The organism is Nocardioides sp. NPDC057772, assembly GCF_042798075.1.
Classification (GTDB): Bacteria; Actinomycetota; Actinomycetes; order Propionibacteriales; family Nocardioidaceae; genus Nocardioides.
The window spans coordinates 1-4,775 of sequence record NZ_JBHVKN010000283.1 but is presented as its reverse complement, the minus strand read 5'-3'; the positions used below and the strand labels follow the sequence as shown (position 1 = coordinate 4,775).

The following is a 4,775-nucleotide window of genomic DNA, read 5'->3' as shown; positions in this document are numbered from 1 at the left end:
GCTGTAGAGAGCGTCGACCTCGTGCGAGAACTCGCGCATGACCACGTTGCGCTTGAGCTTGAGGCTGGGGGTGAGCTGGCCACCCTCCTCGGTCCAGGAGTCGGGGATGATCACGAACTTCCGGATCGACTCGGCCTTCGAGACCGCCTTGTTGGCGTCGTCGACGGCGCTCTGGATCACCGCGCGCAGGTCCTCGTCGTCGACGAGGTCCTCGATGTCGGCGGACTTGCCGTTGGCCTCGGCCCAGGTGGGCAGCGCCTCGGGGTCGATGGTGACGATCGCACCGATGAACGGCTGGCCGTCGCCGACGACGATGCACTGGTCGACGAGCACGTGGGCGCGGAGACGGTCCTCGAGGACCGCCGGGGCCACGTTCTTGCCGCCGGCGGTGACCAGGATCTCCTTCTTGCGGCCGGTGATCTTGACGAAGCCCTCGTCGTCGACCTCGCCGAGGTCACCGGAGTGGAACCAGCCGTCCTCGGTCTTGGCCTCGGCGGTGGCGGAGGGGTTCTGCCAGTACTCCTTGAGCACCTGGCCGCCCTTGAAGAGCAGCTCGCCGTCGTCGGCGACGCGGACCGAGGTGCCGGGGATCGGCCGGCCGACCGTGCCGATCTTGAACGCCTCGGGCAGGTTGACGGTGAGGGCTCCGGTGGTCTCGGTGAGGCCGTAGCCCTCCAGGACGGTGACGCCGATGCCGCGGTAGAAGTGGCCGAGGCGGTCGCCGAGCGGTGCCCCGCCGGAGACGGCGTAGGAGCAGTTGCCGCCGAGCGCGGCGAGGAGCTTGCCGTAGACGAGCTTGGAGAACAGCTTGTGCTTGGCGGCGAGCAGGAGCGGGGCCTTGCCGGACTCGGTGGCCCGGGAGTAGTTGATCGCGACCTCGGTCGCCATGTCGAAGATGCGGCCCTTGCCGTCGGCGACCGCCTTCTGCGAGGCGGTGTTGTAGACCTTCTCGAAGACCCGCGGCACGGCCAGCACGAAGGTCGGCCGGAAGGTGCCGAGGTCGGCGACGAGGTTCTTGATGTCGGGCGTGTGGCCCAGGCGGGTGCGCGACTTGATGCAGCCGATCTGGATGATCCTCGCGAAGACGTGCGCCAGCGGCAGGAACAGCAGCGTGCTGCGGCCCTCGATGTCGAACAGGGCGTCGAGCGTGTCGACCACGACACCGAGCTCGAACATGAAGTTGCCGTGGGTGAGCACGCAGCCCTTCGGGCGTCCGGTGGTGCCGGAGGTGTAGATCAGGGTCGCGGTGTCGTCGGGGGTGACGGCGCTGCGGCGGGCCTCGAGCTGCTCGTCGGTGACGTCGGTGCCGAGCTTGACCAGCAGGTCGACGGCGTTGTCGTTGATCGACCAGACGTTGTTCAGCGCGGTGCAGTTGGCGCGGACCTCGCTGATCCGGCCCACGTGCCCGGTGTCCTCGGCGATGACCGCGACGGCGGCGGAGTCCTGCAGGATCCACTCGATCTGCTCGGCGGAGGAGGTCTCGTAGATCGGCACGGTCGCCGCACCGGCGAACCAGATCGCGTAGTCGATCAGGGTCCACTCGTAGCGCGTCTTCGAGAGCAGCGCGACCCGGTCTCCAGCGCCGACACCCGCCGCGATCAGGCCCTTGGCGACGGCCGAGACGTCGGCGAGGAACTCCGCAGCGGTGACGTCGACCCAGGAGCCGTCGGGACCTGGGCGGCTGAGGACGGCCACGTCGGGTGCCTCGGCGGCGTTGCGCACGACATCGTCGCTCAGGTTGCCGGTGGGGGGAACAACGTACGTCGCGGGCGTGGAGAACTCGCGCACAAGGGCCTCCGCATACTGATGGTAGGTGGGTACGAACCGGAGGTTACCCCCGTCACAGCCCGACCATTTCACCGGGATGCTATCCGGTACGCTCCATGGCACCTAGCAAGTCAGGGAGTGAGGACACCACCGATGGCCGATCAGACCACCTCGACGATCGTGATCGAGGCTGCGCCCTCGGCAGTGATGGCGGTGATCGCCGACTTCAAGTCCTATCCCGCCTGGGCCAAGGGCATGCAAGAGGTCAGCGTCGTCGAGACCGGCGTCGACGGGAGGGCCGAGCAGGTCCGGTTCGTGCTGGACGTCGCGCCGATCAAGGACGAATACACCTTGGCGTACGACTGGGACGGCGACCGCCAGGTCACCTGGTCGCTGGTGAAGGGCAACCTGCTCCGTTCGATGGACGGCGCCTACATCCTGCGCGACCTCGGCGGCCGCACCGAGGTCACCTACCGGCTCGCCCTCGACCTGAGCATCCCCTTGATCGGCATGCTCAAGCGCAAGGGGGAGAAGGTGCTGATCGACACCGCCCTGCGAGGGCTCAAGCAGAGGGTCGAAGCTTGAGGATCCTCCTCTTCACCGGCAAGGGCGGCGTCGGCAAGTCGACCGTCTCGGCCGGGACCGCGGCGATGTCCGCGGCCCGTGGGCTGCGCACGCTGGTCCTCTCCACCGACGCCGCCCACTCCCTGGGCGACGCGTTCGGCGTGGAACACGCGCTAGGCTCCGAGCCCGTCGAGGTCGCCGAGCACCTCTATGTCCAGCACGTCGACGCCCAGCGCCGCTTCGAGGAGTCCTGGGCCGAGGTGCAGGGCTATCTGCTCAGCGTCCTGGACACGATCGGGGTGGACCGGATCGCGGCCGAGGAGCTGACCGTCATCCCCGGTGCCGAGGAGGTCTTCGCGCTGCTGGAACTGCGCCGGATGGCCGTCTCGGGGGAGTGGGACACGATCGTGGTCGACTGTGCCCCGACCGCCGAGACTCTGCGCCTGCTCGCCCTTCCCGAGGCCCTGGGCTGGTATCTGGAGCGCATCCTCCCGGTCCAGCGCAAGATGGTGAAGGCGCTCAAGCCGGTGCTCACCAAGGCCGCCGGGGTGCCGATGCCCGGTGACTCCGTCTTCGACGCCCTGGTCCGGCTCCACGGCGAGCTCGCGGACGTACGTGCCCTGCTGTCGGGCCCCGAGGCGTCCGTACGCATCGTGCTGACCCCCGAGCGGGTCGTGCTCGCCGAGGCGCGGCGGTCGTGGACGACGCTCTCCCTCTACGGCTACCGCGTCGACGGTGTCGTCGCCAACCGGATCTTCCCGGCGGGCGGCTCCGACGACTGGCGGGCCGGCTGGGTGAAGGCCCAGGACGACGTGCTCGGCGACGTCGGTGCCTCCTTCGAGGGGCTGCCGGTGTGGCGCTCGTTCTACCGGCCCGCCGAGCCGGTGGGCGTCGAGGACCTGCGCGAGGTCGCCGAGGCCGCGTACGCCTGGACCGGCAGCGTCGACCCGCTGGCCGTGCCGGACACGCCGGCGCCGTTCCGGACCGAGAGCGACGGCGACGGCGAGACCACCGTGGTCCATCTTGCGCTGCCCGGGCTGGCCCAGTGGGTCGAGCGTGACCAGGTCCAGCTGGGCCGCAACGGAGACGAGCTGGCGATCACCGTGGGGGCTTACCGACGGCTGCTGACCCTGCCCGCCGCACTCGCCCGGATGCGCGTCAGCGGGGCGCGCGTCGAGGGTGGGGAGCTGCGAGTAACGTTTTCTCGCCAGACGACGAACACCGAGAGTGAGTGATCGTGAGCGAGCAGCGCCACGAGTGGGCGGACGAGCCGTTGGGGTCGACCGCCGAGGAGCTCGGCCGGCTGATGGAGGCCATCGGTGAGTGGGCCAAGGACTCCCGGATCGGCCACCTCGCCGAAGGGCTCGGAGACCATCTCGGAACGGGGGCACCGGAGTGCACCTACTGCCCGCTGTGCCGTACCGTTCATGTCCTCCGGGAGTCGAGCCCGGAGGTCAAGATGCATCTGGCCAGCGCTGCCGCATCGTTGATGCAGGCCGCGGCCACGGTGCTCAACGCGGCGGCCACGAGTCCGGGTGCTGGCCCTAGTGAAGGCGAGGATGCTCACAGTGATGGCGTGCGGGCTGAGGAAGATGCGACCCGGGAATGGGCGCACCGCTCGGATAAGGTCGATCGGATCGATCTCGACGGCTGGAGCTGAGGCATGACGACGACGAAGAAGCTCGCCTGCGGCGTCGACGTCGGTGGCACCAAGATCCTCGGTGGCGTCGTCGACCACGACGGCAACATCATCGAGGACCACCGGGTCGAGTCCCCGGCGAAGAGCCCGGAGGCCATCGAGGCCGCCATCGTCGAGGTGGTCCAGGAGCTCAAGACCCGCCACCCGATCGAGTGCGTCGGCATCGGCGCGGCCGGCTACATCGACAAGGGCCGCTCAACGGTCATGTTCGCCCCCAACATCGCCTGGCGCGACGTACCGCTCAAGGAGCGCCTGGAGAAGGTGCTGGAGCTGCCGGTCGTCATCGAGAACGACGCCAACGCGGCCGCGTGGGGCGAGTTCGAGTACGGCGCGGGTGCCGAGGTCGACAACATGATGCTCGTGACCGTCGGCACGGGTGTCGGCGGCGGTCTGGTGCTCGAAGGTGAGCTCTACCGCGGAGCCTTCGGCGTCGGCGCCGAGATCGGCCACATGCGTGTGGTGCCCAACGGCCACCTGTGCGGCTGCGGCAACCGCGGTTGCTGGGAGCAGTACGCCTCGGGGTCGGCCCTGGTCCGCAACGTACGTTCCGCCGCGCGCGGCGGTTCGCTGCTGGCCCGCGAGGTCCTGGACCGCGCCGAGGGCGATCTCGACAAGATCAAGGGCCCGCTGATCACCGAGGCCGCCCGTGACGGTGACGCGTTCGCCATCGAGGCGCTGACCGACCTCGGCATCTGGCTGGGCGAGGGGATCGCCTCGATCGCCGCGGTGCTCGACCCGGCCGTGG

Annotated in this window: 5 protein-coding genes; 4 read left to right on the top strand and 1 reads right to left on the bottom strand. The window is 69.3% G+C overall.

The genetic code is table 11. The features are described 5' to 3' along the window. On the bottom strand, positions 1–1,788 hold a 1,788-nt coding region (locus ACFVJS_RS26260; RefSeq protein ID WP_378886491.1), incomplete at its 3' end, for an AMP-dependent synthetase/ligase. Between the two features lie 132 nt (positions 1,789–1,920). Here ACFVJS_RS26260 and ACFVJS_RS26255 point away from each other — a divergent pair. The 4 genes from ACFVJS_RS26255 to ACFVJS_RS26240 form a co-directional block, all read left to right on the top strand. Beyond that, positions 1,921–2,352 (top strand): SRPBCC family protein, encoded by a 432-nt coding sequence (locus ACFVJS_RS26255; RefSeq protein ID WP_378886489.1) that lies wholly within the window; start codon positions 1,921–1,923, stop codon positions 2,350–2,352. Continuing rightward, positions 2,349–3,566, top strand: a complete 1,218-nt coding sequence (locus tag ACFVJS_RS26250; protein WP_378886487.1) for an ArsA family ATPase — start codon at positions 2,349–2,351, stop codon at positions 3,564–3,566. Before ACFVJS_RS26255 ends, ACFVJS_RS26250 begins: the two co-directional genes overlap by 4 nt. 2 nt (positions 3,567–3,568) lie before the next feature. After that, positions 3,569–3,991 carry a hypothetical protein gene (locus ACFVJS_RS26245; RefSeq protein ID WP_378886485.1) on the top strand — a complete coding sequence of 141 codons (423 nt, stop codon included), beginning with the start codon at positions 3,569–3,571 and terminating at the stop codon, positions 3,989–3,991. Positions 3,992–3,994: 3 nt separating this feature from the next. Next, positions 3,995–4,775: ROK family protein (locus ACFVJS_RS26240; protein ID WP_378886484.1), on the top strand; the 781-nt coding region annotated here is incomplete at its 3' end.